The organism is Devosia enhydra, from assembly GCF_900119845.1.
In the GTDB taxonomy this organism is placed as follows: Bacteria; Pseudomonadota; Alphaproteobacteria; order Rhizobiales; family Devosiaceae; genus FPKU01.
Genome location: NZ_FPKU01000001.1, coordinates 324,635 through 351,273 on the forward strand (window position 1 = coordinate 324,635; position 26,639 = coordinate 351,273).

General features: G+C 66.1%; 25 protein-coding genes. 21 read left to right on the top strand and 4 right to left on the bottom strand.

Translation table 11 applies throughout. The features are described 5' to 3' along the window. The first annotated feature begins 95 nt into the window (after positions 1-95). From rpsM to BT183_RS01655, 5 genes are all read left to right on the top strand, one after another. Positions 96-464 carry a 30S ribosomal protein S13 gene (gene rpsM, locus BT183_RS01635; protein ID WP_072338672.1) on the top strand — a complete coding sequence of 123 codons (369 nt, stop codon included), beginning with the start codon at positions 96-98 and terminating at the stop codon, positions 462-464. Between the two features lie 137 nt (positions 465-601). Then, on the top strand, positions 602-994 hold the full coding sequence (rpsK, locus tag BT183_RS01640; RefSeq protein WP_072338673.1) for a 30S ribosomal protein S11: 393 nt from the start codon (positions 602-604) through the stop codon (positions 992-994). A gap of 93 nt (positions 995-1,087) precedes the next feature. Beyond that, a complete protein-coding gene (locus tag BT183_RS01645) occupies positions 1,088-2,107 on the top strand; it encodes a DNA-directed RNA polymerase subunit alpha (RefSeq protein WP_072338674.1) in 1,020 nt (339 codons plus the stop codon). Between the two features lie 61 nt (positions 2,108-2,168). After that, positions 2,169-2,597, top strand: coding sequence for a 50S ribosomal protein L17 (rplQ, locus tag BT183_RS01650; protein WP_072338675.1), 429 nt, complete (start codon positions 2,169-2,171; stop codon positions 2,595-2,597). Between the two features lie 104 nt (positions 2,598-2,701). After that, entirely contained in the window at positions 2,702-3,763 is a 1,062-nt protein-coding gene (locus tag BT183_RS01655; protein WP_072338676.1) for an NAD-dependent epimerase/dehydratase family protein, read from the top strand. Positions 3,764-3,782: 19 nt separating this feature from the next. Here the strand turns inward: BT183_RS01655 and BT183_RS01660 are convergent, their stop codons facing one another. Then, positions 3,783-4,325, bottom strand: a complete 543-nt coding sequence (locus BT183_RS01660; RefSeq protein WP_143145613.1) for a P-loop NTPase family protein — start codon at positions 4,323-4,325, stop codon at positions 3,783-3,785. Positions 4,326-4,399: 74 nt separating this feature from the next. Further along, a complete protein-coding gene (locus tag BT183_RS01665) occupies positions 4,400-5,578 on the bottom strand; it encodes a type III PLP-dependent enzyme domain-containing protein (RefSeq protein WP_072338677.1) in 1,179 nt (392 codons plus the stop codon). Between the two features lie 252 nt (positions 5,579-5,830). On the opposite strand from BT183_RS01665, the gene BT183_RS01670 reads away from it, so the two are divergent. From BT183_RS01670 to BT183_RS01705, 8 genes are all read left to right on the top strand, one after another. Further along, complete coding sequence (locus BT183_RS01670) at positions 5,831-7,339, top strand: Do family serine endopeptidase (protein WP_084603372.1); 1,509 nt, start codon at positions 5,831-5,833, stop codon at positions 7,337-7,339. Positions 7,340-7,342: 3 nt separating this feature from the next. Continuing rightward, on the top strand, positions 7,343-8,671 hold the full coding sequence (locus BT183_RS01675) for a replication-associated recombination protein A (protein ID WP_072338678.1): 1,329 nt from the start codon (positions 7,343-7,345) through the stop codon (positions 8,669-8,671). 159 nt (positions 8,672-8,830) lie between these two features. Continuing rightward, positions 8,831-9,454, top strand: a complete 624-nt coding sequence (locus tag BT183_RS01680) for an OB-fold-containig protein (protein ID WP_280173923.1) — start codon at positions 8,831-8,833, stop codon at positions 9,452-9,454. Continuing rightward, positions 9,454-11,178 carry a flotillin family protein gene (locus BT183_RS01685; protein ID WP_072338680.1) on the top strand — a complete coding sequence of 575 codons (1,725 nt, stop codon included), beginning with the start codon at positions 9,454-9,456 and terminating at the stop codon, positions 11,176-11,178. The genes BT183_RS01680 and BT183_RS01685 overlap by 1 nt, the downstream gene beginning before the upstream one ends. Before the next feature lie 93 nt (positions 11,179-11,271). Next, positions 11,272-11,655, top strand: a complete 384-nt coding sequence (crcB, locus tag BT183_RS01690) for a fluoride efflux transporter CrcB (RefSeq protein ID WP_072338681.1) — start codon at positions 11,272-11,274, stop codon at positions 11,653-11,655. Continuing rightward, the gene (locus tag BT183_RS01695; RefSeq protein WP_072338682.1) at positions 11,652-12,644 is read left to right on the top strand and encodes an RluA family pseudouridine synthase; all 993 of its coding nucleotides are present in this window, start codon (positions 11,652-11,654) and stop codon (positions 12,642-12,644) included. Before crcB ends, BT183_RS01695 begins: the two co-directional genes overlap by 4 nt. After that, a complete protein-coding gene (locus BT183_RS01700) occupies positions 12,644-13,303 on the top strand; it encodes an HAD-IA family hydrolase (protein WP_072338683.1) in 660 nt (219 codons plus the stop codon). Before BT183_RS01695 ends, BT183_RS01700 begins: the two co-directional genes overlap by 1 nt. Then, positions 13,303-14,091 (top strand): ATP12 family chaperone protein, encoded by a 789-nt coding sequence (locus BT183_RS01705; protein ID WP_072338684.1) that lies wholly within the window; start codon positions 13,303-13,305, stop codon positions 14,089-14,091. The genes BT183_RS01700 and BT183_RS01705 overlap by 1 nt, the downstream gene beginning before the upstream one ends. Here the strand turns inward: BT183_RS01705 and BT183_RS01710 are convergent. Further along, on the bottom strand, positions 14,063-15,325 hold the full coding sequence (locus BT183_RS01710; RefSeq protein WP_072338685.1) for a glycosyltransferase: 1,263 nt from the start codon (positions 15,323-15,325) through the stop codon (positions 14,063-14,065). The genes BT183_RS01705 and BT183_RS01710 overlap by 29 nt on opposite strands. A 379-nt stretch (positions 15,326-15,704) precedes the next feature. On the opposite strand from BT183_RS01710, the gene BT183_RS01715 reads away from it, so the two are divergent. The 5 genes from BT183_RS01715 to BT183_RS01735 all read left to right on the top strand — a co-directional run bounded on the left by BT183_RS01715 (position 15,705) and on the right by BT183_RS01735 (position 21,174). Further along, complete coding sequence (locus tag BT183_RS01715; protein WP_072338686.1) at positions 15,705-16,928, top strand: LL-diaminopimelate aminotransferase; 1,224 nt, start codon at positions 15,705-15,707, stop codon at positions 16,926-16,928. A gap of 2 nt (positions 16,929-16,930) precedes the next feature. Further along, complete coding sequence (locus tag BT183_RS01720) at positions 16,931-18,148, top strand: hypothetical protein (RefSeq protein ID WP_072338687.1); 1,218 nt, start codon at positions 16,931-16,933, stop codon at positions 18,146-18,148. Positions 18,149-18,380: 232 nt separating this feature from the next. Beyond that, a complete protein-coding gene (locus BT183_RS01725) occupies positions 18,381-19,712 on the top strand; it encodes a homoserine dehydrogenase (protein ID WP_072341344.1) in 1,332 nt (443 codons plus the stop codon). 110 nt (positions 19,713-19,822) lie between these two features. After that, the gene (glpX, locus tag BT183_RS01730; RefSeq protein WP_072338688.1) at positions 19,823-20,806 is read left to right on the top strand and encodes a class II fructose-bisphosphatase; all 984 of its coding nucleotides are present in this window, start codon (positions 19,823-19,825) and stop codon (positions 20,804-20,806) included. After that, positions 20,806-21,174, top strand: coding sequence for a DUF1801 domain-containing protein (locus BT183_RS01735; protein WP_072338689.1), 369 nt, complete (start codon positions 20,806-20,808; stop codon positions 21,172-21,174). The genes glpX and BT183_RS01735 overlap by 1 nt, the downstream gene beginning before the upstream one ends. A 394-nt stretch (positions 21,175-21,568) precedes the next feature. Here BT183_RS01735 and BT183_RS01740 read toward each other — a convergent pair whose 3' ends face one another. After that, complete coding sequence (locus tag BT183_RS01740) at positions 21,569-22,555, bottom strand: Tim44 domain-containing protein (RefSeq protein ID WP_072338690.1); 987 nt, start codon at positions 22,553-22,555, stop codon at positions 21,569-21,571. Between the two features lie 100 nt (positions 22,556-22,655). Here BT183_RS01740 and recJ point away from each other — a divergent pair, with 100 nt between their 5' ends. The 3 genes from recJ (at position 22,656) to BT183_RS01755 (ending at position 26,634) form a co-directional block, all read left to right on the top strand. After that, positions 22,656-24,440, top strand: a complete 1,785-nt coding sequence (gene recJ, locus BT183_RS01745; RefSeq protein WP_072338691.1) for a single-stranded-DNA-specific exonuclease RecJ — start codon at positions 22,656-22,658, stop codon at positions 24,438-24,440. Between the two features lie 68 nt (positions 24,441-24,508). After that, positions 24,509-25,840, top strand: coding sequence for an NAD(P)/FAD-dependent oxidoreductase (locus BT183_RS01750; protein ID WP_072341347.1), 1,332 nt, complete (start codon positions 24,509-24,511; stop codon positions 25,838-25,840). Beyond that, the gene (locus BT183_RS01755; protein ID WP_177282350.1) at positions 25,825-26,634 is read left to right on the top strand and encodes a DUF1365 domain-containing protein; all 810 of its coding nucleotides are present in this window, start codon (positions 25,825-25,827) and stop codon (positions 26,632-26,634) included. Before BT183_RS01750 ends, BT183_RS01755 begins: the two co-directional genes overlap by 16 nt. Positions 26,635-26,639: the final 5 nt, after the last annotated feature.

Consider the following 26,639-nt stretch of genomic DNA (forward strand, 5'->3'; position numbering starts at 1 on the left):
GGTTCGGTTCCCCGTAAGAGCGGGGATCGGGGTCCGGTCCCTTGTTGTTGTTATTCGGCGCGGGGCCTCCCCGGACCGGTAGAAGGAGAGCGGACGTGGCCCGTATCGCTGGCGTCAATATCCCAACCAACAAGCGCGTGATCATCGCGCTTCAGTACATCCATGGGATCGGCGAGCAGTTCGCCGCCGAGATCTGTGAGAAGGTCGGCATTCCGGCCGATCGTCGCGTCAACCAGTTGACCGACGCCGAAGTCATCCAGATCCGTGAGACCATCGATCGCGACTATGTCGTGGAAGGTGATCTGCGTCGTGGCGTCGCCATGAACATTAAGCGGCTGATGGATCTCGGCAACTATCGTGGCCTGCGTCACCGTCGTGGCCTTCCGGTCCGCGGCCAGCGCACCCACACCAATGCCCGCACCCGCAAGGGTCCGGCCAAGCCGATCGCCGGCAAGAAGAAGTAAGGCGTCGCCGGCGGTTGCCGGCTGCGTCTGTGATGATGGGTTGCGGCCACAAGGGCCCCGTGCATGTGCCGGGGCAGGCTCGACCCGGTGGAGCCGCTGGTGCTACGGCGGCGCAGATATCGAATTGAGGAAAAGAATTGGCAAAAGCTGAAGTCGCTCGCGTTCGTCGCAAGGAACGCAAGAACATCACCAATGGCGTCGCGCATGTGAATGCGTCGTTCAACAACACCATGGTGACCATCACCGACGTGCAGGGCAACACCATTTCGTGGTCGTCCTCGGGCGTGATGGGGTTCAAGGGGTCGCGCAAGTCCACCCCCTATGCCGCCCAGGTTGCGGCTGAAGATGCCGCCCGCAAGGCGCAGGAACATGGCATGAAGACCCTCGAGGTCGAGGTTCGCGGTCCCGGTTCGGGGCGTGAATCTGCACTGCGCGCGCTGCAGGCTGCCGGCTTCAATGTCACTTCCATCCGCGACGTCACGTCGATCCCGCATAATGGTTGCCGGCCGCGCAAGCGCCGCCGCGTCTGATCGTCGGGTCTGGCTCCCGGCCGGCCACTGCCGGGGGCGGCGTTAGCCTTTGCGGATAGCGGCCTGCGGCCGTGCAATTGAAAGGATCACACCGTGACCATCCAGAGGAACTGGCAGGAACTCATCAAGCCGACCAAGCTGGAGATCGTTTCGGGGGCTGATAACCCGCGCGTCGCCTCGGTCATCGCCGAGCCGCTGGAGCGCGGCTATGGTCTGACTCTGGGCAATGCCCTGCGCCGCGTTCTCCTGTCGTCGCTGCAGGGTGCTGCTGTCACCGCCATGCAGATCGACGGCGTGCTGCACGAGTTCTCGTCGCTGCCCGGCGTTCGTGAGGACATTACCGATCTCGTGCTCAACGTCAAGGAAATCGCCGTCAAGATGGGCGGCGAGGGTCCGAAGCGTCTGGCGCTCTCCAAGCAGGGTCCCGGTGCCGTGCATGCCGGGGACATTCGCGTTTCGGGCGATATCGAGGTGCTCAACCCCGAGCTCGTGCTTTGCCATCTCGACGATGGTGCCGAGATCAACATCGAGTTCACGGTCAACACCGGCAAGGGCTACGTCCCGGCCGATCGCAATCGTCCCGATGATGCCCCGATCGGCTATATCCCGGTCGATGCTCTGTTCTCGCCCGTTCGTCGCGTCTCCTACAAGGTGGAGGCGACCCGCGCCGGCGAGAGCCTCGACAAGGACAAGCTGACCCTGCAGGTTGAGACCAATGGCTCGATTTCGCCCGAGGATGCAGTGGCTTACGCTGCGCGCATCCTTCAGGATCAGCTGACCGTCTTCGTCAATTTCGAAGAGCCCAGCAAGGAGAAGGCCCAGGACGCCGTCCCGGAACTCGCCTTCAACCCGGCTCTGCTCAAGAAGGTCGACGAGCTCGAGCTCAGCGTCCGTTCGGCCAACTGCCTCAAGAACGACAACATCGTTTATATCGGCGACCTCATCCAGAAGACGGAAGCCGAGATGCTGCGCACGCCGAATTTCGGTCGCAAGTCGCTCAACGAGATCAAGGAAGTTCTCGCCCAGATGGGTCTGCACCTGGGCATGGACGTGGCCAACTGGCCGCCCGAGAACATCGACGATCTGGCCAAGCGCTACGAAGACCATTATTAAGCGCCACAGCTACCAACCACAAAGCGCCTTCGTGGCGCGCCCGATTGAGGGAGACTAGAAAATGCGCCACGGATTTGCCAACCGCAAACTCAACCGCACTGCCAGCCACCGCAAGGCCATGTTCGCCAACATGTCCGCCGCGCTGATCAAGCATGAGCAGATCGTCACGACCCTGCCCAAGGCCAAGGAACTGCGGCCGATCGTCGAGAAGCTGATCACACTCGGCAAGCGTGGTGATCTGCATGCCCGCCGCCAGGCCATCGCCCAGATCCGCGACGAGGCCCAGGTGGCCAAGCTCTTCGCCGTCATCGGCCCGCGCTACAAGGATCGTCAGGGTGGCTACACCCGCATCCTCAAGGCCGGCTTCCGCTATGGCGACAATGCCGAGCGCGCCGTCATCGAGCTGGTCGACCGCGACGTCAACGCCAAGGGCCTCGATTCGGGTCCGGTGCAGGAACGCGTCTCCGACGATGAGACGGAAGCCGCGTGATCTGCGCGGCAGGGGAGCCGCTCCGTCGCGGCTTCTGCTAGAGTTCGGGCGGCTTCGGAGCGATCCGGAGCCGCCTTTTTGTTTTCGCGAGGGAGGACGCCGTCATGGCAGGCGAGGGCAGGGGACTGGTGCTGGTCACGGGGGCCAGCGGCTTTGTCGGCAAATGGACGGTCATCGAACTGCTCCGCGCCGGATTTTCGGTGCGCGGAACCGTGCGCAGCGAAGCCAAGGCTGAGCAGGTGCGCAAGGCGGTGACAGTTGAGGTGGGCGGAGACTCCCTGTCCCGGCTGTCATTTGCGTATGTAGACCTGCTGGCCGACAAGGGCTGGCCCGATGCCATGCGGGGCGTCGCCGCCGTCATGCACGTGGCCACCGTCATTCGTGGCGATGAGCCGCGCGATTCGAGCCTCGTCATCCGCCCCGCCGTCGAGGGCACGGAGCGGGTTCTGCGCTTTGCCCGCGATGCCGGCATCACCCGCATCGTCATGACGTCCTCGATCGCCACCGTCGGCTATGGCCATGGTCAGGTGAGCGGCAAGAAGGTCTATGACGAGACCTTCCACACCAATCTCGATGGCATGAAGTTCACCTGGGCCTATTGCATCGGCAAGACGCGGGCCGAACAGAGCGCCTGGTCGTTCTGCCGCGCCAATGGCATCGACCTCACCACCATCCATCCCGGTGCGATCATCGGGCCGGCGCTCGACGATGATGCGTCCATTTCCATCCAGATGGTTACCGGCCTGCTTGATGGCACGACGCCGGCTATGCCGTCCAACGGCTTTGCGGTCGTCGATGTGCGCGATGTGGCCGCTCTGCATGTGGCGGCCCTGCTGCGGCCCGAAGCGGCAGGAGAGCGCTATCTGGCCACCGCCGAATATGTGCCCTTCACCGGCGTCGGTGACGTGCTGCGCGAGGCCTATCCGCAATATGAGGTGACGATCCGCACGGTACCGGATTGGCTCATCGGCCTTCTTGCGCGCTTCGGCGGCCCGGCCCGCCAGATCATCAACGATATCGGCAACGAAAAGCACTACGATCGGACAAAGAGCGAGGCGCTGCTGGGCCGCCCCTATCGCTCCGGTAAGGAAGCCATTCTCGCCTCTGCCGAAAGCGCGCTGCGCCTCGGCCTGTGCAAGCCCAAGCCGAAGGTGGCGAAGGCCTGATCGTGCAGGGCATCCAAGTCTACCGTGGCGGTGTCAGCCCCCACGCGATGTAAAGCATCCTGACATCGGCCAGCGACGCGCAGAAGTGATGGGGCAGGCCCGATTGGCGGGCCATCTGTCGATATTTTTCCACCGTGTTCCGGGTCACCCAGATCCAGCGGATCATTTCCCATTTCACGCTGTCCCGCGCACCCGCGAGGCCCCCCGCTCTTGCTCCTCCCGAAAGCGTGCGGCGGAAATATCGTCCGAGCCGCAGCCAGTGATTGTCATCGAGCACGATGATCCCCGTTGCCCTCCGCATCCGGCTGGGGAGCAGGACGGAATAGCCGCCATCCATCACCCATTCTGGCCGGGCGATTGCCTCTTCGTGCAGGGCAATGAAATCGGACTCGGGGCGCTGCTGCCAGTCGGTTCCCGGTTGGTGGCGAAACTGGTCGATGTGGAAGGCCGGCACGCCGAGCCTTTCGGCGAGGGCCACGGCCAGCGTGGATTTGCCAGCATTCGACGGGCCCAGAATGGCGATGCGGCGGCCGAGTGTCTCAAGGGGCGGGATGTTAGCCATTGGCAGTCGATCCACAAAAGCAAGGGCCCGCCCGGGCGGTCACGGGCAGGCCCTCTTGGTCAACACAAGGCGGCTTACTCGGCCGGGGCCACGTCCTTGCCGGTATAGACTTCGTCAACCCAATACTGATCGCGGCGATCGAAGCCGTTGAACGGGGTCAGCGAGGCCTGGGTATAGGCGCCCATCAGCCCGAACTCGATCCAGTCGTCCTCATCGATGTCCGACGGCAGCATGAAGGTCTGCGGCAGCACGTCATAGCTGTCGCAGGTGGGCCCGAAGATGGTGAAACCTTCGAACTGCCCGTCATTGTCGTGCACGCGCGCACCGCGCCACACACGCACCGGCGGGGTGAAGTCCATGAACTTCACTTCCATCAGCGCGCCATAGGCCCCATCATTGACATAGACCGAGAGCCCGCCGCGCTGATGCTTGACGCGCAGCAGCAGCGAGGTCGAGGACGTCACCATGGCGCGGCCCGGCTCGGCGATGAGCTCGGGCGCGGATTTGCCGAAATTGTCCTCGACCGCGGTGCGGATGGTGTCGAAATAATAGTCCATCGGCGGGGCCGAGCTCGTGGGGTAGGGCGCCGGGAAGCCGCCCCCGATATTGAGGCGCTTGAGCTCGATGTTCGATTCGCTGGCAATGCGCGCCGCTGCCGCGATGTGCCGCTCATAGGCATAGGCATCTTCGCACTGGCTGCCGACATGGAAGCACAGGCTCGGCGCATAGCCCATCTGCGAGACCATCTGGGTGATTTCGACAGCGCCTTGTTCCAGCACGCCGAACTTGGTGCCGAAATCATAGGATTTGAGCGCTTTGCCGGCCTTGAACCGTGTGGTCACCTCGACATCGCGCGACGGCGCCACCACGGCGGCCAGCTGGTCCAGCTGGGCCGGATGGTCGATGGTGAACGAACGGACCCCGAATTCCTCATAGGCGCGCTCGATCTCGCGGCGCGACTTGATGGGGTTGTTGTAATGCATCACCGCGCCGGGCGCGTATTTCTGGATCAGCGCCATCTCGGTGTTCGAGGCGACGTCGAAAGCCTTCAGCCCCTCGCGATGCAGCACCTCGATGATGTGGGGCGAGGGGTTGCACTTGACCGCATAGGTCAAAAGCCCGTCAAAGCCCTTCTTGAACACCTTCTTGGCCTTCACCAACTCTCTTTCCGAGAACAGGAAGCTGGGAAAGTCCGGGGCCTCGGCGGCAATCAGCGCCGATGTACTGGGATAGACCGTCTTCGGTTCACTCATCGGGCTGGGGCCTTTCGTGGGCTGTGTGGTCGTGTGTCAGGGGCTTTCGGAGCTGGCCTGTGGGGATGGTTTGCCTTGATGCGCCGGTTGTCGGGTCCGGCGAAACGAGCGCTGCATATAGGGATCAACGCCCCGCTACGCAAACGATAATTCCGGCCAAATTATAGGATGTGATCGGCGCTGTCGGTGCGATAACTCTGAGGCGGCAAATGACCGCCCGGGAAGCTGGCCGACCGTCGGGAAGGATATGTGATGATCGGCACAAACAATGTCCTCTTCGGGCTCGGGGGCGCCCTTTTCGGCATCGCCCTGGGCTATTTCGCCCTGTCGCCCGTCAACGGGCAGAGCGAGGGCACGCTCGTGCCGGTCGCACCGGTTGCGATCGCCCCCGTGGCGGTGCCCGCAGCACCCGTCGAGCCGCCGCGCGAGGTGCCCGGCAGCCGCGAGCAGATGCAGCTGAGCTTTGCACCGGTGGTGCGCGATGTGACCCCCGCCGTGGTCAATGTCTATGCCACCACGCGCACCCAGCAGGCGCCGTCGCCCTTTGCCGCCGATCCGTTCTTCCAGCGTTTCTTTGGCGGTTCGAACCCGATGTTCGCGCCGCGCGAGCGTGAGAGCCAGTCGCTGGGCTCGGGCGTCATCATCGATCCTTCGGGCGTCATCCTCACCAATGCCCATGTGGTGGAAGGCGCCACCGATATTCGCATCGCCACCGCCGATGGGCGGGAATTTCCGGTGGATATGGTGCTCGACGATGCCCGCTCCGATCTTGCCGTGCTGCGCGTGCGCGATGCCGACGCGGCGACGTTCCCGGCGCTGAGCTTTTCGGATTCCGATGCGCTCGAGGTCGGCGATCTCGTTCTCGCCATCGGCAATCCGTTCGGGGTGGGGCAGACGGTGACCAGCGGCATCGTCTCGGCGCTCGCCCGCACCGGGGTCGAAAGCTCCAACTACGAATTTTTCATCCAGACCGATGCGGCGATCAATCCGGGCAATTCGGGCGGTGCGCTGGTTGATCTCTCCGGCCGGCTGGTGGGTATCAACACCGCCATCTTCACCCGCTCGGGCGGCTCGATCGGCATCGGCTTTGCCATTCCCGCCAATATGGCGAAGGTCGTTGCCGAAGCCGGCATTGCCGGGGGGCAGCTGGTCCGGCCGTGGCTTGGTGCCCGCACGCAGGAGGTTTCCGCCGATATCGCCGCAAGCCTCGGGCTCGAGCGGGCACGGGGCGCGCTCGTCACCGAACTGGCAGCCGATGGCCCCGCTGCCCGCGCCGGGCTCGCGGTCGGCGATGTCGTGCTGAGCCTCGACGGACAGGCAATCGACCAGCCCAGCGCCCTCGATTTTCGCCTCGCGACGCGGCCCGTGGGCGGCAGCGCCGAGCTCGTGTTCTTCCGCGATGGCCAGCAATATCGGGCCAGCCTGCCGCTCGCCGCCGCGCCCAGCGCCGGGGATGCCGCCATCGCCGATATCTCCGGCAACACGCGTTTTGCCGGCACAAGCGTCGAAACCCTGGGCCCGGCGGTCGCTCAGGAGCTCGGCCTGCCCTTCGAGGCGCAGGGCGTCGTCGTGCGCGCCGTCGATCCGCGCTCGCCGGCGGCCCGCCTTGGCCTGAGGCCGGGCGACATCATCCTCAGCCTCAACGACACCGAGATCGTCGATGCGGAGGGTTTCGCGCGGCTCGTCGATCAGCGGCCAGAGGCCTGGCGCATCGTGCTCCAGCGCGGCGGCCGCGTGCTGCGCTCCATCGTCAGCGGGTGATTCGTGGTTGATCTCTTTGGCCCCGATGCTCCGCCCGACCGTCGGCCCGAGGCCGACGATCCCGGCCGGCCGCTTGCCGACCGGCTGCGGCCGCGCAGCCTCGACGATGTCATCGGCCAGCAGCACCTGCTCGGTCCCGGCGGTACGCTGCGCCGCATGATCGCGGCCGGCCGGCTGGGCTCGCTGATCCTCTGGGGGCCGCCGGGCACCGGCAAGACCACCGTGGCGCGGCTTCTGGCCGATGCGGTGGGCTATCGTTTTGAGCAGATCTCGGCGGTCTTTTCGGGCGTCGCCGATCTCAAGAAGACTTTCGAGGCCGCCCGCACCGCCCGCCGGGCCGGTGCCACGACATTGCTGTTCGTCGATGAAATTCACCGCTTCAACCGCGCCCAGCAGGACAGTTTCCTGCCGGTGATGGAAGACGGCACTCTCGTGCTGGTGGGCGCCACCACCGAAAATCCGAGCTTCGAGCTCAACGCCGCGCTCATGTCGCGGGCCCAGGTGCTGCGCTTCCAGTCGCTCGATGCCGAAAACCTCGAAGCTCTCGTCACCCGGGCCGAGGCGGTGATGGGCCACCCCGTGCCGCTGACCCCGGAGGCGCGGCAGATGCTGATCGGCTTTGCCGATGGCGACGGCCGCGCGCTGCTGGGGCTGGTCGAAGAGGTCTCGAGCGCCGCAGCGCCGGGCGAAACGCTCGATGAAGCCGGCCTCATGGATGTGGTGCAGCGCCGCGCGCCCATCTATGACAAGGCGCAGGACGGGCACTACAACCTCATTTCTGCGCTGCACAAGACCATTCGCGGCTCCGACCCCGATGCCGCGCTCTATTATTTCGCCCGCATGATCGTGGCGGGCGAGGACCCGCTCTATCTCGCCCGCCGGCTCATCCGCATGGCGGTGGAGGATATCGGGCTGGCCGATCCGCACGCCCTGCCGCAGGCGGTCGCCGCCCGCGATGCCTATGAGATGCTTGGGTCGCCCGAAGGCGAGCTGGCGCTGGCGCAGGCCGTCGTCTACCTGGCGTCCGCGCCCAAGTCGAACGCCGTCTATACCGCTATGAAGGCCGCCATGCAGGTGGCCAAGGCGAGCGGCTCGCCGCTGCCGCCCATGGCCATTCTCAACGCCCCGACCAAACTCATGAAGGGCGAGGGCTATGGCGCGGGCTATATCTACGATCACGATACGCCCGAAGGCTTTTCGGGGCAGGAGTACTTTCCCGAAGCGCTCGGCCGGCAGAATTTCTACGCTCCGGTCGAGCGCGGTTTCGAACGCGAAATCAAGAAGCGGCTCGATTATTTCGCCCGCCTCCGCACCCGCCGGGGGGATCAATAGAGCTTTCGTCCCCGCATGGGCACCGAAGTCTGTGAGCATCTTGTGGCGATCCCCCGCTTTGTCTTGCGAATGACCAACAAGTTGCGCACTCTCTCGCTCTGATACGGATCGGGGGAGGGGTGGCTGGTCGTCTTCACGCCGGAATGGGCGCCATTCACCATCGCTCTGCTCGTCATGCTCGCCATTGGCGCGCTGGAAGTGCTCGCACTGCTTGCGGGTTTCTCGCCCTCAGCGAGCATTGAAGCAGCACTTCCCGAAATCGACCTGCCCGACGCCCCTGAACTGAGCGGCGCCGAATTCGGGCCGTTCTCGCTGATTCTCGGCTGGCTCTCGGTGGGGCGGCTGCCGCTGCTGGTGCTGCTGATCATCTTGCTCTCAAGCTTTGCGATCACTGGCTATTCGCTGCAATGGGCTACCATCGCGGCCACGGGCGCGGCCCTGCCGCCGCTGCTGGCCAGCCTCGTCGCACTGGTCGGCGGTGCCTTCGGCATGCGCCATTTCGGGCGCTGGCTCGGGCGCATCTTCCCGCGCGACCACTCCGAGGCTGCCAGCCAGGCCGAGCTCGTGGGCAGCTACGCCACCATCATCCGGGGCGAGGCGAAGCCGGGCCAGCCCGCCGAGGCCAAGGCGCAGGATCTGCGCGGGCGCACCCATTACCTGCTCGTGGAGCCGCGCGATGCCGACGCTCGCTTTGCGGCCGGCGCGCGCGTCTTCATCGTTTCCCGCAATCGCACCATCTATCGAGCGGTCGACCGACTCGATCCCACCGAGGACCCGTCCTGATGTTCGATCTGGTCTATGTCGCCACCATCGCCGCCATCATCGTCTTTGCGCTCTTTGTCATCGGGATGGTGCTATCGCGGCTCTATCGCCGTGCCTCGAAGGAAATCTCCTTCGTGCGCACCGGGTTTTCGGGCCAGAAGGTCATCGTCAATGGCGGCGCCCTCGTGCTGCCGGTGCTGCACGAAATCATCCAGGTCAACATGAACACGCTGCGCCTCGAGGTGCGTCGCACCAACGAGCAGGCGCTGATCACCAAGGACCGTATGCGCGTCGACGTGCAGGCCGAGTTCTATGTGCGGGTTCAGCCCACCGTCGAATCGATCGCCAATGCCGCCCAGACGCTGGGGCGGCGCACGCTCGAGCCGGGCGCGCTCAAGGAGCTGGTCGAGGGCAAGTTCGTGGATGCCTTGCGCGCCGTCGCCGCCGAAATGGCGATGGAGGAACTGCACGAGCAACGCGTCAGCTTCGTGCAGAAGGTGCAGGCTGCCGTCTCGGAGGACATTCTCAAGAACGGCCTCGAGCTGGAATCGGTCTCTCTCACCGGGCTAGATCAGACCAATCGTGAATTCTTCAACCCCAACAACGTCTTCGATGCCGAGGGTCTCACCAAGATGACCCAGGCCATCGAGGATCGGCGCAAGCTGCGCAACGATATCGAGCAGAACACGCAGGTCTCCATCGAGCGCAAGAACCTCGATGCCGAGCAGCAAAAATTCACCATCTCGCGCGACATGGAGTTCGCCCGGCTGGAGCAGGAGCGCGAGATCCAGATTCGCCGCGCCGAGCAGAACGCGCTGATCGCCCAGCAGGAGGCAGATCGCGACCGCGAGGCCCAGCAGGCCAAGATCGTCGCCCAGCAGCGCGTGCGCGAGGCCGATATCGCCTCGGGCCAGGTGGTCAAGGAGCGTGAGATCGCTACCGCCCTCGCCGTCGAGGCCGCTGCGGTGGAAAAGGAAAAGCAGATCCTCCTCGCCCGCCAGGCGAGCGATATCGCCGTCGCCATCAAGAGCCGCGAAAAATCCGTGGCCGATGCCGAAGCCGACAAGGCCCGCGCACTCGCCGCGCAGGCGTCCGAAGAGGTCACCACCGCGCGCGAAACCGCCATTGCCGACCGCGACAAGCAGATCCAGCTGATCGAGGCGCGCAAGGCCGCCGAGCAGCAGGCCATCGCCATCACGGTGGCCGCCGATGCCGACAAGAAGGCGGCGCTCGACCGGGCCGAGGCGCTGCGCATCGAGGCGGAAGCCGAGGCCGAAAAGGCGCGGCTGACCGCCAAGGGCCAGTCCGATGCCGAAAAGCTGCGGGCCGAGGCGCAGGCGGCGCTCTACCGCGTCGAGGCCGATGGCAAGCTCGCCGTCAACCAGGCGGCCAATACGCTGAGCCCCGAGCAGATCGCCATGCAGGTGCGGCTGGCCCTCATTGCGGCGCTGCCGGCCATCATCGCGGAATCGGTGAAGCCGATCCAGAACATCGACGGCATCAAGATCCTGCATGTCGACGGGCTAGGGGGCGGCATGGCGACCTCCACAGGCAGCGCGGGCGGCGGGCAGGGCGGTGGCATTGCCGACCAGGCCGTCGATGCCGCCCTGCGCTTTCGCAGCCAGGCCCCGCTCGTCGATGCGGTGATGAAGGAGTTGGGGCTTTCGGGCGGGTCGCTCGAAGGGCTGGTCGGCGGGGTCACGCAGACGGGCGCTTCACCTTCCGCATCCACCGCCGCAGAGTAAGTCGGCAGCGACGCCCCGGGCGCATGCCCGCCCTGCTGCCGGCCCGGTGAAAAGAGGTTTCCACTTTTTCGGGAAAGGCACTAGAAGGCGGGGATGAACGCTTTCCTTCTCGTTGGTCTCGGCGGCGCGCTCGGCGCCATCGCCCGCTATGGCTCGGGTGTCCTTACCGGACGCTTCTGGCCCAGCGCCTTTCCGATCGTCACCTTGTCGATCAATGTCCTTGGCTCATTGCTGATGGGCCTGCTGATCGGCGCGCTGGCGCGCTTCACGCCCGCCTGGCAGGCAGAAGCGCGGCTTTTTCTCGCCATCGGGGTGCTGGGCGGCTTCACCACATTTTCGAGCTTTTCGCTCGACACCATCGCGCTGATCGAGCGCGGCGAGATCGGCCAGGCCCTTCTCTATGTCGGGCTGTCGGTTGTTCTGTCGCTCGGCGCCTTGGCGCTGGGGCTGGTTGTGATGCGGGGAGTGCCGGCATGAGCGGAGTGCGTCAGCAGATCGTCGCGCGCGACGAGGATGGCATGCGGCTCGACCGCTGGTTTTCGGTGCATTTCCCGCAGATCGGCTTCGGCCATCTCCAGAAGATCCTGCGCTCCGGCCAGGTGCGCGTCGATGGCGGCCGCGTCAAGGCCAATGCAAGGCTCGTTTCGGGGCAGGTGGTGCGCATTCCGCCCGTCGAGCCGGCGCCCGACCGCGTCGCGGGCGTGCCCGACAGCAAGGATGCGCAATTCCTGCGCGAGCTGATCCTTTATGAGGATGACGATCTCTACGTCTTCAACAAGCCCCATGGCCTCGCCTCGCAGGGCGGTTCGGGCACCAAGCGCCACATGGATGGGTTGCTCAAGAGCCTCACCGGTCGCGATGGCGAAGCCCCGCGGCTTGTCCACCGGCTCGATCGCGATACGTCGGGCTGCCTCGTAGTGGCCAAGACCCGCGCTGCCGCGACCCATTTCGGCGCCGTGTTCAGCTCGCGTTCGGCCCGCAAGATCTACTGGGCGGTGGTTGCCGGCAATCCCACCCCGCGCCAGGGCCGCATCTCGTGCTTCCTCGCCAAGCAGCAGAAGGGCGATGGCGATGGCGAACAGATGGTGGTCGTCTCCAACGGCACGCCGGGCGCGGTGCACTCGATGACCCATTATTCGGTCACCGACACCGCCAGCCGCCGCTTTGCCTGGGTGACGCTGAAGCCCGTCACCGGCCGCACCCATCAGCTGCGCGTGCACATGGCCGAGCTCGGCACGCCCATCATCGATGATCCGCGCTATTTCAACATCGAGAACTGGCAGCCCGCGCCCGGGCTGGGCGAGGGGCTGCATCTGCATGCTCGCCGCATCAGCCTGCCCTTGCGCGATGGCTCGCGGCTCGATATTTCGGCGCCGCTGCCCCCGCATATGCAGCAGAGCTTTGATGCGCTGGGTTTCGATGCCGAGCGCTATGACGTTCAGGATGTGGATCCGGAGACCGCCTGATGCTCGTGATGTTCGACATGGATGGCACGCTGATCGATACCCAGGGCCTGATCTGCGAGCACATGGCGGGCGCCTTTTCGGGCCACGGCCTGCCGGCTCCCACAGATGCCGATGTGCGCTCGATCATCGGGCTCTCCCTGCCCATCGCCATCGGCCGGCTCGCCGCAAGCGAGGATGCGGTGCTCATCGATGGGCTGGTGTCGAGCTACAAAACGCTCTATCGCGCCTCGCTCGAACTCAATGCCGATCGTGAGCCGCTCTATCCGGGCGCCCGCGATGCGCTCGACCGGCTCAACGCTAAAACCGAGACGCTGCTCGGCATCGCCACCGGCAAAGGGCTCAACGGCGTCAATCGCATCCTCGGGCTGCACGGGCTCGAGAAGCACTTCGTCACCCTTCAGACCCCCGACCACAACCCCTCCAAGCCCCATCCCGGCATGCTCCTGCGCGCGATGGGTGAGACCGGCAAGGCGCCGGGCGAAACCGTTATGATCGGCGATACCGCCTTCGACATGGAGTTGGCCAAATCCGCCGGCGCCTTCGCCATTGGCGTCACCTGGGGCTATCACGACCGCGAGTTGCTGCTGGGGGCGAAGGCCGACATCCTTATCGACAGCTATGACGATCTCGATGCCGCCATAGAGAAGGTGATGGCCTGATGCGCGACCAGCTCGAAGACGCCGCCCTGCACCGCGACGATGGCTATGGCCGGGCGCAAAAGCATATTCAGCAGACCTTCCCCAAGCGCTTCTATGCCGAAACCGGCGTCGCCGAGACGCCCGAGGGCTGGGCGGTCACCCTCGATGGCAAGCCCATGCGCACCCCGGGCCGCAAGCCCGTGCGCGTGCCCACCCGCGCGCTGGCCGAAACCATCGCCACCGAATGGGCCGGCATGGGCACGCATATCATGCCCAACCAGATGCCGGTGACGCGGCTGGTCAATTCCGCCGTCGAGACCGGCCCCGAGGGCGCCGCCGCGCTGCGCCAGTCGATCCACCAATATGCCGCCGGCGATCTGCTGCTCTATCGGGCCGAATACCCGACCGATCTCGTGGCAGCGCAGGAGGCGGCCTGGGACCCGATCCTCGTCGGCCTCGCGCGCCGGTTCGAGATCGTCTTCCAGCCCACCATCGGCATTCTGCACCAGCAACAGCCGGCCACGACGCTCGCCCGGCTCGCGGCCCTGCTCGAGCCCGAGGATCATTTCGCGCTGGCCTCGATGGTCGCCATCACCGGCATCACCGGGTCGGGGCTCATCGCCATCGCCTATCGCCACAGTCTTGTCACCCGCGAGCAGGCGCTGACCGCCGCCTATGTCGATGAAGACCACAATATCCGCATGTGGGGCGAAGATGAGGAGGCGGCCGCCCGCCGCGCCGACAAGATCGCCGATTTCGATGCGGCGCTGGCGCTGCTGGCTAGGCTGCCCGGCGCCCCGTCCGCATGAGGTCTTCGAGAAGCGCCACGGCATTGGCCGTGCCGTTCTCCTTGGCGAGCTTGAAGGCGAGCCGCTCCGCCGCCAGCGCATAATCCGGGTCGGTCGTCAGATCCTTGAGCTTTGCCGCGAGGATCTCGGCCGTCAGCGCCTTGAGCGGCACAGGTGCCGGCCCGCAGCCCAGCGCATGCACGCGCGAGGCCCAGAACGGCTGGTCCACCGTCTGCGGAACAATGAAGCCGGGGCGCCCCAGATGCAGCCCGGCAGAGGTCGTGCCGGCCCCGCCATGATGCACCACGGCCTTCACATGGGCAAAGAGCCGGTCATGCGGGGCGTGTTCGATGGGAAAGACCGTCGCGGGCAGGGCGCTGGGATCGATCCCGCCCCAGCCGCGTGCCACCACCGCCCGCCCGCCCCAGAGCGCCATGGCCTCTTTCAGGATCTGCGTGTTGCGGGCGGCCCCGAACGGCATCGAGCCGAAGCCGATATAGACCGGCGTGTCGCCGGCCGAGAGAAAGGTTTTGAACTCGGCCGAAGGCTGCCAGCCGCTGTTGTCGGCCAGCCGGTAATATCCGGTTACATGGGCGCTGGCCGGCCAGTCTGCCGGGCGGGGTGAAACCAGCCCCGAATAGCAATGCAGGACCGGCAGCAATCTGCCGTCGACATCCTTGAAGAACCCGCCGCGCCTGAGCGGGGGCAGGGCCAGCAGCTCGGCCCGCAGTCTCTTGCGCGCGCGGTTGAAATAGGCCTGCTGCGCCTCCATCCCCCGGTAGGAAAGGCGGTTGAGGGCCCGCCCCATCTGCCGGGCGCCGAAGATGCAGAGCGGAAAATCCCCCGTCGGCACCAGCGGCTGGGGCGCAATCATCGCCACGGGCACCTGGAGCGCCTCGGCAAAATCGATGCCGAAGCTCGTATTCATGTTGAGCACGATGAGGTCGGCGCCCTGGCACATCTGCCAGCCGGCCCGGCCGGCTGCGTCCACGAGTTCAAGCCCCTGCTTCAGAAGGGCGGGCACGTTGGAGAGGGCGCGCGAGGACATCGCCTTGTCAAAGCGCGTCTGGCTCAAAAGCGCCTGGATATTGCCACCCAGCGACTGGTAGGGCACCCCATAGCTCGTGACGAAGCGCTCGAAATCGCCGGGCGCGCCCAGCACCACCTCGTGCCCGCGCGCCTTGAGCCCCAGCGCGAGCGCCAAGAAGGGCTGCACGTCGCCCTGCGTGCCGATGGTCATCAGCGCTATGCGCATCGCGCCGTCACTTCCCGGGCCATGCGGCCCCATTTACTTCCGCGCCGACGCAGCCTACAAAGCCCGCCTGTCGTTCGCCTACACGGCGATGAGCATCAGGGCAAGTCCGGATGGCGCTGGCTGTCTCCGCAGCATCGATCGGGATGAGGGCGCGCGCCGCAGGCGCCGTCGCTATTGGGCTCTTCCCGATGGCCGCCTAGCGGCCGGGAAGAGCGGATCGAAAGCCCGCCGCATCGCGCGGCACAGGCCCTGTCGGGCCATTCATCCTTTACGAACCACAATTCCGCGATAATCGCGGAGTCCCCTGATCAGGACCGGCCCGGGCTGCGCAGAGGCGCGCCGCCGGTCGATCTGGCCGCTCTGGCCGCCGAGGAGCATCATGTCTTACGATTTTCACCGCATCCGCCGCCTCCCGCCTTATGTGTTCGCCCATATCGACCCCATCAAGGCCAAGGCGCGCGCCAATGGCGTGGATGTCATCGATCTGGGCATGGGCAACCCCGATATGCCCACCCCGCAGCACATCGTCGACAAACTCAAGGAGACGGTGAAAGACCCGCGCACCCACCGCTATTCCTCGTCCCGCGGCATTCCGGGGCTGCGCAAGGCGCAGGCGAGCTATTATGGCCGCCGCTTCGGGGTGAAGCTCAATCCCGATACCCAGGTGGTGGCGACGCTGGGGTCCAAGGAAGGCTTCGCCAACATGGCCTCGGCCATCACCGCCCCGGGCGATGTGGTGCTGGTGCCCAACCCCACCTATCCCATCCATTCCTTCGGCTTCATCATGTCGGGCGGCGTCGTGCGCTCCATGCCGGCCGATCCCAATGAAGATTTCATGCGCTCGCTCGATCGGGCCGTGCGCCACTCGATCCCCAAGCCCATCGCGCTGGTGCTGAACTATCCGGCCAACCCCACCGCCTACACGGCCACTCTCGATTTCTACAAGGAAGTCGTGGCCTATTGTAAGGCGCACAACATTTTCATCCTCTCCGATCTCGCCTATTCCGAGATCTATTTCGATGGCGAGGTGCCGCCTTCGGTGCTCGAGGTGCCGGGCGCCATCGACATCACCGTCGAGTTCACCTCGATGTCCAAGACCTATTCGATGCCCGGCTGGCGCGTCGGCTTTGCGGTGGGCAATGAGCGGCTGATCGCGGCTCTGGCGCGGGTCAAGTCCTATCTCGATTACGGCGCCTTCACCCCCATCCAGGTGGCCGCCGCCGCCGCCCTCAATGGCGATGATTCGGTCATTTCCGATGTGCGCGAGATCTATCAGGCGCGCCGCGACGTGATGGTCGAGAGCTTCGGCCGCGCCGGCTGGGCTCTGCCCTCGCCCAAGGCCACCATGTTCATCTGGTCGCCCATCCCCGACCAGTATGCCCATCTGGGCTCGCTCGAATTTGCCAAGCTCCTCATCCAGGAGACAGGCGTGGCCGTGGCGCCCGGCGTCGGCTTCGGCGAATATGGCGACCAGTATGTCCGCCTCGCCCTCGTCGAGAACGAGCAGCGCATCCGCCAGGCGGCCCGCAACATCAAGAAGTTCCTCAGCACCGGAGCCAGCGGCCGCAGCAACGTCGTCCCGCTGCCCCAGGCTGCCGGCTGATCATGCAGGGGGCGGCCGAGGACATCTTCGCCGCCCCCGCCTTCACGCCTTTGCGCCAGCGCTGGGCGCTCGGCCTTTCGATCTTCTTTGCGCTGCTGTTTCTCGTCGGCGCCATCGCCGTCTGGCATCGCTTCCCCGACGAATTCTATTCGTGGACAGAACTGATGCTCTCCTATGCCGGCGGCTTCATGCGCCGCGGCCTTCTGGGAGAGCTGGCCTGGCAACTGCGCCACGTCATTTCTCCCCAACTGCTGCTGACCGCTCTTGTCTGGCTCGCCCATACCGCGGTCGCCATCTGGTTCGTGCGCCTCGTCCTCGGCCGGCCCGGCCTTGCGAGCCTGATGTTCCTCTTTTCCCCGGCGCTCCTGCTGCTGCCGCTTTATGATTTCGAGGCTTTCGCCCGCAAAGATGCGTTCATCGTCCTCGCCGTCTGCCTGTCGATCTCGGCGGCGCGCCATGTGCGCGCGCTCGGGCTCGCCATCGCCCTCATCATCCTCGCCTTCACGATTGCCGGGCTCATCCACGAACTGGCCTTCTTCTACATGCCGCTGGCGCTGGTCCCCATCGCGCTGCGGCTCCATCACACGCGCGGGCCTCGGGCGCTGTGGCCGCTCGCGCTCGGCACGGCCGCCTATCTCGCCTTGATGCTGGGCTTCTCCATCGTCTTCAAGGGCGATGCCGGCGATGGCGCCCTGATGATCGAGACCTGGCGGCAACTCTATCCTGGGGCCTTCAGCGAATGGCCCGGCGCCTTCGGCTTCATCGGCAATTCGCTGGGGCAGGGGCTGGCGCTGCAGGCGTTCTTTGTCGGCCGCTTCCAGTCCTGGGGTGCCTATGGGATGGGCCTGCTCCTCACGCTCTTGCCGCTGCTGCTCTATCTGCCGGGTCGGGGGCTTGATCGGCATTTCGATCATCGCCTGCTGCGCATCGGGCTCGTGCTCGCGATCGTGAGTGCGCTCATGCCCTTCGTCATCGCCGGGGATTGGGGGCGCATCATCAACATGTTCGGGCTTTCGCTCGGCGCGCTGGTCCTGTCGCTGCGCCCCACCGAAGCCGGCCCCGATGCCGATGGCTGGTGGCGCGCGAGCCCCGGTGCCTTCTGGGCCGGCTGGGCGCTGTTCGGCCTTTACGTCCTCTCCTGGCGCATCCGGCATTCGTCGCCCGAAGATATTGCGCTTATGCCCGGCACGATTTTCCTGATATTCGGTCTTGCGCCGTGATGGACCGGTCGATTGCCTATTGACGGATAGGCCTGTTCCTATTCATCTGCCGGCCATGAGCGACATCCAGAGTTTCCGCCAGTCCGTCGAGGCCTTCATCGCCAGCCGCGGCTGGACCCCCACCCGGTTCGGCCGTGCCATAGCCGGCGATCCGCTGTTCGTCTTCGATCTGCGCGAAGGCCGCGAGCCGCGCAGCGAGACCCGCCAGCGAATCCTGCGCGCCATGCAGGACATGGCCGAAACCGGCGACACCGCGCCCTTGCGCATCGGCGTCGCCGGGCTGGGCAATGTCGGGGCGACCCTTGTGCGCATCCTGCAAAAGGATGGCGACATTCTCGCCCGCAAGCTCGGCCGCCGGTTGGTCGTCACCGCCGTTGCCGCCCGGTCCCGTTCGCGCGATCGCGGCATCGATACCGCCGACATCACCTGGTTCGATGATCCGGTGGCGCTGGCCAAATCCGATGGCATCGATCTCTTCGTCGAGCTCATCGGCGGGGAAGATGGGCCGGCGCTCGCTTCCGTCAAGGCCGCGCTCGAGCTCGGCCGCCCGGTCGTTACGGCCAACAAGGCGTTGCTGGCCCGTCATGGCGTGGCGCTCGCCCGCGTCGCCGAGGAGAGCGGCGCCCAGCTCGGTTTCGAGGCGGCGGTAGCCGGGGGCATTCCCGTCATCAAGACGCTGCGCGAGGGCCTCGGCTCGGCCCGTATCGCACGCGTCTATGGCATCATGAACGGCACCTGCAACTACATCCTTACCCGCATGGGCAATGAGGGAATCTCCTTTGCCGAATGCCTCAAGGATGCGCAGGCGCTCGGCTATGCCGAGGCCGACCCGAGCTTTGACGTCGAGGGCTACGACACCGCCCACAAGCTCGCCATCCTCGCCAGCCTCTGCTTTGGCTGCGAGATCGCTCCCGACGAAATCCTCGTCGAGGGCATCACCGGCATCACCCAGGCCGACATCAAGGTGGCGGCTGATCTGGGCTATCGCATCAAGCTGCTCGGCATCGCCCAGCGCAGCCCGGAGGGTATCGAGCAGCGCGTGCATCCCACCCTCGTGCCGCGCTCCAGCGCCATTGCCGGGGTCGATGGCGTGCTTAATGCCATCGCGCTCGAAACCGATCATGTGCACGAGCTGCTCCTCGCCGGCCCCGGCGCCGGCGGCCCGCCCACCGCATCCTCCGTGCTCTCGGATATTCTCGATATCGCGCGCGGCACCCGCGTGCCGCCGCTGGGCGTCCCCAGCCATGAGCTCACCCCTTATCGCCGCGCGCCGATGCGCGCCCATGAGGGCGGCTATTACATCCGACTAAATGCCAAGGACGTGCCCGGTGCGCTTGCTGCTATAGCCAGTCGCATGGGGGAAAGCGGCATTTCGCTCGAAAGCGTCATCCAGCGGCCAGATCTTCAGGTTACCGCCGAGGAGGGTGGTGGCGCTGGCACGCGGACGGTGATTCTGCTGACCCACTCCACCTTCGAGGCGGTGGTGCGCGAGACCATTGCGCGCATTGCCGGCGATGGTTTCACCGTGGGTGAGCCCCAGCTCATCCGCATCGAGGCGCTCTAGCCCGCTTCCAGGCGAACCGGCGACCGGTTCGCGATCGGGATGCGCAGCAAGAAGGCGGCGCCAGTCGAGCCTGCCGGGGCCCTTGGCTTTGGCGGGGGGCAGAGGCAGTGATGACGCTCAGGAAGACCGAAACCGCCCGCAGCCCCGCCCTCATCGACCGTTCGCTGACCCTTGAACTCGTGCGCGTCACCGAGCGCGCCGCGATCGCCGCTGCCGCCTGGCGCGGCAAGGGGCAGGAGAAATCGGCGGATGGCGCCGCCGTCGAGGCGATGCGCGCCGAACTCGAGCGGGTCCACATTTCGGGTCGCATCGTCATCGGCGAGGGCGAGCGCGACGAAGCGCCGATGCTCTATATCGGCGAGCAGGTCGGGTCGGGCGACGGGCCGGAGGTCGATATCGCCGTCGATCCGCTCGAAGGCACCACGCTCTGCGCCAAGAACCAGCCCGATTCCATCTGCGTGCTGGCGATGGCCGAGCGGGGCGGCCTGCTGAACGCGCCCGATGTCTATATGCAAAAGATCGCGGTGGGGCCCAACTATCCGCCCGGCGTCGTCGATATCGATGCCTCCGCGCTCGACAATGTGCGTGCGCTTGCCGCCGCCAAGGGCGTGCCGGTGGCCGAAATCACCGCCTGCGTGCTCGACCGGCCCCGCCACGGCGCCCTCATCGAGGATCTGCGCTCGGCCGGCTGCGCCATCAAGCTGATCTCCGATGGCGACATCGCCGGCATCATCCATGCGGTCAATACCGAGGATACCGGCATCGATATCTATCTGGGCTCGGGTGGGGCACCCGAAGGCGTGCTGGCGGCCGCCGCGCTGCGCTGTATCGGCGGGCAGATGCAGGGGCGGCTCATCCTCGACAGCGCCGAAAAGCGTGCGCGCGCCCGCCGCATGAGCATCACCGATCCCGATCGTCGCTACAGCGTCGGTGATCTGGCCTCGGGCGACGTGCTCTTTGCCGCCACCGGCGTCACCGATGGCACGCTGCTCGCAGGGGTCAGATATCGCCAGAACGCGGTGCGTACGTCCACCATCGTCATGCGCTCCTGGAGCCAGACGGTGCGCTGGATCACTGCCCAGCACGCCCGCTGATGCCCCGCCGCAGCGATGCCGAGGCCGTCGCCGACTGGCTCGCGGGGCTCGATCCCCCGCGCCGCCCGCTGGTCGATGCGCTGCGGTCCGCCATCCTCGCGGCCGGCCCGACTCTTTCGGAACGCATCAAGTGGAATGCGCCGAGCTATCATCGCGACGGCATCGATCTGGGGGCCATGAACCTGCGCGAGCCTCAGAGCCTGCGTCTGGTGGTCGTCTATCCCCACGGCGCCCCCACCGACCGCTTCGGCCTCCTCGAAGGCGACTGGCCCGACCGCCGCATCATGGGTTTCACCTCGCCCGAGGATATCGCGACCAAGTCGCCAGCCCTGTCTCAGGTCATAGCCGACTGGCTCGCCCGCGCCTGATCCGCACCCATCTTCCAATCTCCGATATCATTCCTGCCACTGAGGAATTTCTGTTCTCAGGGCGAGCACCGCAAACGGAGGTCCCTGCTTTCGCAGGGACGACAGTGTAAAGCGGCGGCACAGCCGGCGCTTTACCTCTCCCCTGGGGGGAGAGGTCGGCGCGTAGCGCCGGGTGAGGGGGCCTTGCCACAGGCGAGATCGCGGGCCCCTCACCTTGTCCGTCTCCCCGGCAGGGAGAGGGGACGCAGGGGCCAAGGCATCCAGGCGCCAAAACACAGAGCCCTCATGGTGAGGAGCGGCGCTAGCCGCGTCTCGAACCATGGGGGCGGCGCCCCCCAAACAAAAAGCCGGGCCTCTTTCGAAGCCCGGCTCGATCATTCGCGCTAAAGCCCGATTACGGCTCTTGCACCGCCGAGAGCAGCCACTCGCCGCCGCGCTCGCGGCGGAAGGTCCAGATCTCGGTGGTGGCGCTCAGCTCTTCGGATCCCGAGACGATCGCGCCGCTCGCTACGTTCCGCATCACGTCGCGCGATTCGTAGCGCAGCGCCACGGTCGCGTAGTCGACATTGCCCTCGGTCCAGGCCTCGGCCACGCTGCCATCGAGCAGCTTGACGTCATAGACCTCGTTGCGCACGCCATTGGCGGCGTTTTCCTCGAGTTCTTCGCTGAGAAAGCCGAGCACTTCCGGCGTCGTCAGGGCGGCGAGGCGCTGCCGGTCGGCATGCGAAAACGCATCCTGCACCGCCGAGAGCCGGCCTTCGAACAGCGCCAGGTCGGCGTCGCTGACTTCATAGACGCTCGTCGACGGCCGGCTGGCGGCGCTGCCTCCACCAAGGCCGAAGCCGCTGAACGGCTTGCCGCCAAAGCCCGTGGCGCCAGCGTTCGGCGCGCGCGGCGCCTCGAACTTGAAGCCCTGGGCGGGCTTGGGTCCGCCCGCTGCCGCCAGCTTGCGGCGGCCGAAAAAGGCCAGCGCCAGCCAGACGAGGCCGCCGATCAGCACCACCTGGAACAGCAGCGACAAAAGCCCGCCGATCCCGCCGAAGCCCGCGCCCATCAGCAGGCCGAAAAGCCCGCCGATGAAGAGCCCGCGCATCAGCCCGCCACTGAAGAGGCCGGGCGCGCGCTGGCCGGCGGCCGGGGTGGCGCTGGCGGCGCGATTGGACGTCGAGGGTTCGGCGGTGGTGCGCTGCACCGGCGCCGTCGTCGTCGGCGAGGTGCGGGTCGCCGGCACGCTTTCGGTCGTGCGCACGCCGCGATTACCGAAACCACCAAGGCCGCCGCCCATGCGACGCGCCTCGGCCGTATCGATGGTCACCATCGAGAATACCACCAGCAGGCTGGCAAAGAGCGAAAAGAGCCGGAACTTGCCGGAAGTGAACATATACGGGGTCCCCCCTTCAAAGGTCTGCCGATATATGGGGGCACCGGCGCCAGAACGGTAGACGTCTTTCCGCCGCATCCTGAATTTTTCCATAGGCTTCATGTCCGCTCCCCACCGCCACTTCCTCGATGTCGCCCGCTCGGTCACCGGCAAGGCCTGGGTCGACCGGCTCGATGCGGAAGCGGCGCGCCATGCCGGCGCCATCGCCCAGCAGCAGGAGATTTCTGAAATCCTCGGGCGCATCGTTGCGGGTCGCGGCATTGGGCCGGACGAGGCCGCGAGCTTCCTCACCCCTACCATTCGCGATCTCATGCCCGATCCCTCGAGCCTCACCGACATGGATCGGCTGGCCGAGCGGGTCGTCAGGGCCATAACCGACAATGAGCGGGTCGCGCTGTTTGGTGATTACGATGTCGACGGCGCCTGCGCCTGCGCGCTGATGGCGCGCTATCTGAGGCATTTCGGACTCGAGCCGGTGATCTACATTCCGGACCGCATTTTCGAGGGCTACGGCCCCAATGTCGCAGCCATGGATCAGTTGATCGAGCAGGGCGCGACCCTCATCCTCACCCTCGATTGCGGCACGGTCAGCGATGGGCCGATCGCCCATGCGCGGGGGCGGGGGGTGGACGTGCTCGTCATCGATCACCACCTCTCCGATCATGAGCTGCCGCCGGCCACCGCGCTCGTCAATCCCAACCGCCCCGACGACATTTCCGGGCTGGGGCATCTTTGCGCCACGGGCGTCGTCTTCATGGTGCTGGTGGCAACGAGCCGCATGCTGCGCGAGCGGGGCGACAGCGGCCTTCCCGACCTGATGGGCCTCACCGATCTCGTGGCTCTTGCCACGGTGTGCGATGTGGTGCCACTCAAGACGCTTAATCGCGCTTTCGTGCTCCGCGGGCTCGATGCGGCGCGGCGCGGGGGCAATCGCGGCATTGCGGCGCTGGCGCTCGCCGCCCGCATCAACGGCCCGCTCAACCCCTATCATCTGGGCTTCCTCATCGGTCCGCGCATCAATGCCGGCGGCCGTATCGGCGATGCGGCGCTGGGCTCGCGGCTCCTCTCCCTGCATGACGAGCATGAAGTGCTGGCGATTGCCGCCCGCCTCGAGGAGCTCAACCAGGAGCGCCAGCGTATCGAGCGCGAGGCGCTCGAAGAGGCCATCCGCGCTGCCGAGATCGAGATCGGTATCGGCGAGGGTCCACCGGTCCTCGTGCTCGCTTCGGCCAACTGGCATCCCGGCATTGTCGGTCTCGTCGCCGCAAGGCTGCGCGAGCGGTTCGAGCGCCCCACCTTCGCCTTCGCGCTCGGGCCCGATGGCGGGGGCACCGGGTCGGGGCGATCGATGTCGGGCGTCGATCTCGGGCGCGCCGTCATCGCTGCGGTTGAGGCCGGCATTATCGCCAAAGGCGGCGGCCATGCCATGGCGGCTGGCGCGACCGTCCGGCCGGGGCAGATCGGCCCATTCCGCGCCCACCTGACCGAAGCGCTCGCCGCATCCGTCGGCACCGCGCGCGCCGCCTCCGCCCTAAGGATCGACGCGGCGCTGACCGCCCGCGGTGCAACGACCGCGCTTTGCGGCGAGATCGAGCGGGCAGGCCCGTTCGGTGCTGGCAATCCACAACCGGTTTTTGCCTTCCCTGCCCACACCGTCCGCTTTCCCGAAATCGTCGGGCAGGGGGGCCATGTCCGGTTCACGCTCTCATCGGGCGATGGCGGCCGGGTCAAGGCCATTGCCTTTCGCGCCGCCGATACCGATCTGGGGCGTGCGCTGCTCGGTTCGGGCGAGGCCCCGCTGCATCTGGCCGGCACCTTGGCGCTCGACCATTACCAGGGGCGCGAATCCGTGCAATTTCGCGCCATCGATGCTGCCGTGCCCTGAAACTTCACGGTGATCCGTGTCGTCTCTATACCCGTTGAAAACACTTGGATTTCGCCGAGGTGCAGTTTATGGCGCGTCGTATAGCGGTCATCGGTTGCGGAGTGTCCGGGCTCTCGACGGCCTGGCTCCTGGCCGGCGGCAACGCCGTTACCGTCTATGAAAAGGCCCAGCGTCTCGGGGGCCACATCAATACCGTCACGGCTGACACTCCCGACGGCCCGGTCGCGGTCGATACCGGCTTCATCGTCTACAACGAGCGCAACTACCCCAATCTGACGGCGCTCTTTGCCCATCTCGAGGTCAAGACTGCCGCCTCCGACATGAGCTTTTCCGTCTCCCTCGACCAGGGTGCGATGGAATATTCGGGCCGCCACCTCAACGGTCTCTTCGGCCAGCGCAGCAACATCATCCGCATCGAACACTGGCGGCTCGTGTCCGATATCCTGCGCTTTTTCCGCGAGGCCGAGCGCGGGCTCGATACGGTGAGCGACGAGATCAGCATCGGCAAATACCTGGCCGACAACGGCTACTCGCGCGCCTTCATCGAAGATCACATCCTGCCGGTATCGGCTGCGATCTGGTCGACCCCGGCGCGCGCCATGCTGGATTTTCCGGCCAGAACCTTCATCCGCTTCTTTGCCAATCACGGGCTGCTTAAGGTTGCCAACCGCCCGGCCTGGCGCACCGTCATCGGCGGGGCCCGCAGCTATCTCGACAAGCTCCTGGCAGACCGGCCGTTTGCGACGGTCACCGATGCCGGTATCCGGGCCGTGACCCGTAGGGATAACGGTGTCGAGCTGCATTTTGCCGATGGTCGCCGCGAGCGGTTCGACCAGCTCGTCATGGCCTGCGCTCCTGGCACGGCGCTCAGCCTTCTCGGCGATGCAGATACCGAGGAGCAATCAGTTCTCGGCGCCTTCGGCCGCACGGTCAATCGCGCCGTGCTCCACACCGACCGGCGCTTCATGCCGCGCCGCAAGCGCCTCTGGACGTCATGGAACTACCTGCGCAGCGGGCCCGCACAGGAGCCCGATCTCAGCCTCACCTATTGGATGAACCTGCTCCAGCCGCTCAAGACGCGCACGGATCTTTTCGTAACCCTCAATCCAGGCAGCGATTTCGCTCCCGGCACCGTGCTCGCCGAAATCGACTACGAGCATCCCCTGTTTGACGCCAGCGCCATCCGCGCGCAGCAGCAGATGGGGCGGTTGCAGGGCCGGCGGCGCACCTGGTTTGCCGGGGCCTGGATGGGCTATGGCTTTCATGAGGATGGCTTGCAGTCGGGCCTCGAAGTCGCCGAGCGGCTGGGCCCCGACATTCGCCCCTGGTCGCGGCCGGGGCAGCGGGCGCGCATCGCCCATTGCTGGCCCGAGGAAGGTCCGATGTGGGCGGCGCAGTAGCCACGACGCCTTCGCTGCGAGGAGCCTTTCCCGCCAGCCTCTATGTGGGCGAGGTGGTGCATCGCCGTGCCCGCCCGCGCCGGCACAGCCTGCGCTACAGGGTGTTCTCGCTGCTCATCGATCTCGATCGGTTCGAGGCTGGCGAGGCGCTTCCCTTTCCGCTGCGCCGTGGCCGCTTCGGTCTCGTCTCCATCCACCCCGCCGATTTCGGCCCGCGGGACGGCACTTCGCTCGCAGCGTTTGCGCGCAGCAAGGCGCGCGAGGCCGGTATCGCGGTGCCCATCGCCCGGGTTGAGATGCTGGCCTATCCGCGCATGCTGGGCTACGCGTTCAATCCGCTCACCCTCTATTACCTCTATGACAGCGCCGATCACGTCGTGATGCTGCTGCACGAAGTTCGCAACACCTTCGACGAGCATCACTTTTACGCCGCGCCGGTTCAGGCCGATGCCGAGGGCCTCCTGCGCCACACGGCACCAAAGGCCTTCTATGTGTCGCCCTTCAACACGCTGGAGGGCTGCTATCGCTTTACCGTCCGTCCGCCCGGCGCCGAGGTGTTCCTGGGCATCGTGCTCTCGACCGAGGAGGGCGGGCTGGTCAACGCCTATTTCCGGGGGCAGCATCGGCCGTTGACGAGCCCCGCGCTCTTCAAGCTCGCGCTTGAATATCCCCTTATGACGGCTAAAGTAATGGCCGGCATTCACTGGGAGGCACTCAGGCTCTGGCTCAAAGGCGTGCCGACGACCTTGGCGCTGCGCCATGCCCACAGGTCACCCGGGACCGCCAAAGAGTAGTGCCG

Bases quoted from the DNA above. Each gene is read 5' to 3' on its own strand.
- rplQ (WP_072338675.1), top strand. From the start codon at position 2,169: ATGCGCCACGGATTTGCCAACCGCAAACTCAACCGCACTGCCAGCCAC.
- BT183_RS01655 (WP_072338676.1), top strand. From the start codon at position 2,702: ATGGCAGGCGAGGGCAGGGGACTGGTGCTGGTCACGGGGGCCAGCGGC.
- BT183_RS01660 (WP_143145613.1), bottom strand. From the start codon at position 4,325: ATGGCTAACATCCCGCCCCTTGAGACACTCGGCCGCCGCATCGCCATT.
- BT183_RS01665 (WP_072338677.1), bottom strand. From the start codon at position 5,578: ATGAGTGAACCGAAGACGGTCTATCCCAGTACATCGGCGCTGATTGCC.
- BT183_RS01670 (WP_084603372.1), top strand. From the start codon at position 5,831: ATGATCGGCACAAACAATGTCCTCTTCGGGCTCGGGGGCGCCCTTTTC.
- BT183_RS01685 (WP_072338680.1), top strand. From the start codon at position 9,454: ATGTTCGATCTGGTCTATGTCGCCACCATCGCCGCCATCATCGTCTTT.
- crcB (WP_072338681.1), top strand. From the start codon at position 11,272: ATGAACGCTTTCCTTCTCGTTGGTCTCGGCGGCGCGCTCGGCGCCATC.
- BT183_RS01695 (WP_072338682.1), top strand. From the start codon at position 11,652: ATGAGCGGAGTGCGTCAGCAGATCGTCGCGCGCGACGAGGATGGCATG.
- BT183_RS01700 (WP_072338683.1), top strand. From the start codon at position 12,644: ATGCTCGTGATGTTCGACATGGATGGCACGCTGATCGATACCCAGGGC.
- BT183_RS01705 (WP_072338684.1), top strand. From the start codon at position 13,303: ATGCGCGACCAGCTCGAAGACGCCGCCCTGCACCGCGACGATGGCTAT.
- BT183_RS01710 (WP_072338685.1), bottom strand. From the start codon at position 15,325: ATGCGCATAGCGCTGATGACCATCGGCACGCAGGGCGACGTGCAGCCC.
- BT183_RS01715 (WP_072338686.1), top strand. From the start codon at position 15,705: ATGTCTTACGATTTTCACCGCATCCGCCGCCTCCCGCCTTATGTGTTC.
- BT183_RS01720 (WP_072338687.1), top strand. From the start codon at position 16,931: ATGCAGGGGGCGGCCGAGGACATCTTCGCCGCCCCCGCCTTCACGCCT.
- BT183_RS01725 (WP_072341344.1), top strand. From the start codon at position 18,381: ATGGCCGAAACCGGCGACACCGCGCCCTTGCGCATCGGCGTCGCCGGG.
- glpX (WP_072338688.1), top strand. From the start codon at position 19,823: ATGACGCTCAGGAAGACCGAAACCGCCCGCAGCCCCGCCCTCATCGAC.
- BT183_RS01735 (WP_072338689.1), top strand. From the start codon at position 20,806: ATGCCCCGCCGCAGCGATGCCGAGGCCGTCGCCGACTGGCTCGCGGGG.
- BT183_RS01740 (WP_072338690.1), bottom strand. From the start codon at position 22,555: ATGTTCACTTCCGGCAAGTTCCGGCTCTTTTCGCTCTTTGCCAGCCTG.
- recJ (WP_072338691.1), top strand. From the start codon at position 22,656: ATGTCCGCTCCCCACCGCCACTTCCTCGATGTCGCCCGCTCGGTCACC.
- BT183_RS01750 (WP_072341347.1), top strand. From the start codon at position 24,509: ATGGCGCGTCGTATAGCGGTCATCGGTTGCGGAGTGTCCGGGCTCTCG.